This window comes from Nocardia araoensis NBRC 100135 (assembly GCF_000308435.1).
Classification (GTDB): domain Bacteria; phylum Actinomycetota; class Actinomycetes; order Mycobacteriales; family Mycobacteriaceae; genus Nocardia; species Nocardia araoensis.
On the sequence record NZ_BAFR01000294.1, the window covers coordinates 1 to 3,053 of the forward strand.

3 protein-coding genes are annotated in these 3,053 nt (G+C 68.9%); all 3 read right to left on the minus strand.

The annotated features are described in order from the left end of the window. Window positions 1–710 (minus strand): hypothetical protein (locus ON21_RS39490; RefSeq protein ID WP_174372230.1); only part of this gene is annotated, 710 nt, incomplete at its 3' end. A 425-nt stretch (window positions 711–1,135) separates the two neighbouring features. Beyond that, window positions 1,136–2,350: a hypothetical protein gene (locus ON21_RS30580; protein WP_157171033.1), complete on the minus strand. Its 1,215-nt coding sequence runs from the start codon at window positions 2,348–2,350 to the stop codon at window positions 1,136–1,138. A gap of 156 nt (window positions 2,351–2,506) precedes the next feature. Then, on the minus strand, window positions 2,507–3,053 hold a 547-nt coding region (locus ON21_RS30585; protein ID WP_039803754.1), incomplete at its 5' end, for a phosphoadenosine phosphosulfate reductase domain-containing protein.

A 3,053-nucleotide genomic window follows, 5' to 3' on the forward strand; every position in this document is an offset into this window, starting at 1 on the left:
TGATACCGCTCCAAACCCAGCGCGTGCTGGGGGCCTTTGGCGGTGTCCTTCGCGCGTGCCCGAGCCGTGCGGTCGAACGGTGCGTATCGGGATCGGCGCCGCGCGATGGTGGAGACGGCGGATTCGTTGCGGTACAACAGCTTCATCCACCGGTAGATATGCGCAGGTGAGTCGAACCCGGCGCGGCTGGCGTGCACGTGCAAACCGACTGAGGAGTCGGTGTCGCAGTCGAGGTCTTCCAGCGCCTCGAGCAGCGGCCACGGGAACCGGTCGATCGCATACCGGTAGGACATGGGGTGGGTCACCAACTCGAATCCCGTGGGCCGGATCGAGGAATCCTGCTTCAAGTAGCCGAGCCGCCCGAGGTGTTCGGTGGCGAGGGTGACGCATTCGCCGTAGCGGTAGCCGGGGACGATGATCTCCAGCTCCAAACCCAGAAATAGTGGGCCTTCGCCGTGGAAGCGGGGGTCGGGTTTGTAGGTGTAGTGCCAGACATGGTCTCGGCCTGTCCGGCAGTCGCAGGCGTGGCCGGGGCGGGTGAGGGTGTCGCAGTGCGGGCACGGGGTGAGGCGGTGGGCGCAGCGGGGGCAGGCGCGGTACCCGCCGGCGACGTAGCGGCCGTTGGCGGTGTAGCGGCTGCACTGGAGGCAGACGTCGAACAACACGGTCGCGCAGCGCAGGCACACTGGGTCGTCGGTGTCGGTCCGCACTGCGGGGCTGGTGGGTTTGCGGCAGCACACACACGGCCGCCAGCCCGAAACGCACCGGGCGCAGACCTGGTATTCCTCGGCGGTTTCGGTCAACTTGAGCGAGGGCTCACGGCAGTGATCACACCGCGGTATCCGCCCTGCGCAGTGGGGACAGACGACCTGGTTGTCGACCGGGTACCGGTCACCGGGCTCACCGCTGCCGCAGACCGCGCACAGCGCAACAGAGAGGGAATCGGGCATGACGGGCCACCTTCCGGAAACGGCAGAACGCCAGACCGGAAGGCGTTCTCCGGTCTGGCGTTGTACGGGCAACAGGGAGTTGGTGATGTGGTCCCCGCGAATCCGCACGTCGGCGGGCTCGCGCGGAGGAGTGGTCACCGCATTCGTCGGTGACGACAGGACCGCTACCAGTCGGCAGACCGTGGCTATGCCGCGCCGCGAACTGCCACGGCGTCGTGGGCGGCCTGCTCGAGCGCGAGCAGGCGCTCGTCGGCGTGGCCGTGCCAGCGCGCGTCGAACCCCGCCCGCTGTTTGTGCATCACACCGTCGGGTGCGGCGACGAAGAACTCCTCCAACCGCGGATACGTCGTCGCGGGTTCGGTCAACCACACCCGGGTGTGATCACCGTCCAGGTCGCACGGGACCTGCAACGTTGCGGCGATCCGGTGCAGGATCTCCACGGTTTCGGTTCGGCGGCCGTGGGCCACGGTGTCGACGGCCCGCCAGGCGCGGGCGGGTGCGGTGTAGCAGCGGCGGACCCGGTAGACCGCCCATCGGCAGCGATCCAGCTGGGCTTCGGCCAGGGCGAGGACGTGGTGGGCGCCGTCGCGGCGCAACCGGTCAGTCAGCGATCTACCCGGGCCGAACAGTCCGGAGTTGCGGTTGAGCGCGACGGCGACGTACTCGTCCACCACATGCTTGTACGCCTCGGCGGGCGCGGCGTGGAACCGCGCCAGCTGCTCGGGCCATCCGGGTTGGGAGACGAAGCAGCATTGTCGGCAGCAGGATTTCGGCCACCACACCCCGAACAGGTATCCCTGGCGGTGGGCGCGGGACCAGCCTGCGGCGTGCAGCGGGTAGATCGGGTGCCGGCGCCCGCCCAACGTCACCGACGAATCCGTGGCGATGCGCCGGGTCTCCTCGGCGTTGTAGCCGACCGCGTGCACATACGGCGCGGAACCCAGGTGGGTGGCCCGCCATGTGTCGAGCGGCATTCCTTTCGCCTTGGCCGAACAGGTGCGGTTGCCGCCGAGGGTGGGCAGCACGCCGTTGCCGCGGTGTTCGTCGCTGAGCGCGTAGAAGCCGTACTTCTCGGGGTCGGGGTGCAACTGCACCGGTTGCCGGGTGTCCTGCAATACGACAATGCCGTCCGCGGCCGAGGGGCCCTTGCGGGCCACTTCGACCAGGCGGACCGAATGCCGCTGCAACAGCGGCAGGACGTGGGTGGCGACCAGGTCGCAGGTGCTGGTCCACTCGTCACCGGTCTGGGCGATCAACACGATCAGGTTCGACAGGTCGCCCCGTAGTTCCGCGGGCCGGAACTCCGGCTCGAGTAGCGTGCGCACTATGCCGCAGGTGCTTTCCACCCCCATGCCGTAGGACCAGCACACCGGGTCCGCGCCGCCGAAAAGGTCCGGCACGGCGAACAAGCCGTCTGTGGGGTCGACCGTGCGGGATCTCCTTTCGGCAAGGGGTCGGGGATGAGTGGTGGGCGTCGGGTGTGTGCCGATGTATGCGGTGAAGCCGCTTTTCGCCTTGGGCCGCTGACACCGTGGATTTCGGGGACCGGGCATCGGTCAGGCGGTCCAGTGCTCGATCGGCGGGGATGTGGTGGCGGTGGTGGCTTCGGTGATGATGTCGGCCATCGAGCGGTCGGCGCGGAAGCGGTGGCCGATCGCGTGTTCCACGGCGGCGTATTGCGCGGCCAGCTCGGGAAATAGTTGCGCGGCGCGTACGAGCGCGGCGCGGGAGGAAAGGACACAGAAAACGCAGGACGCCTGCGAGAATCCGGCAGCGTAGGCCGGGTGGGGGCGGGTGCCAGCGGAAGCGATACGCGCCCACACATCCTGCACGGTCCAGCCATGGATCGGCAGCCACGTATCGACGTGACGGCGCGTATTGGACACACCGCTCGTGGCCGCGCGACCCTCGGCCCGCGCTCTTCTACAGATCGCGCACAGGCAGGTGGCGCCGGGTTCGTGTACGAACGGCGACGAGCGGCGGCGCTGAGGCGATTCCTCGGCGCGGTGGCCCATGATGTTGAGCACCCGCACCTGCCGACCGGTCAGCCCCGCGGCGCGAGACTCGGAGACCAGCGCGGTGATCACCCGCCGGATCGGGCCG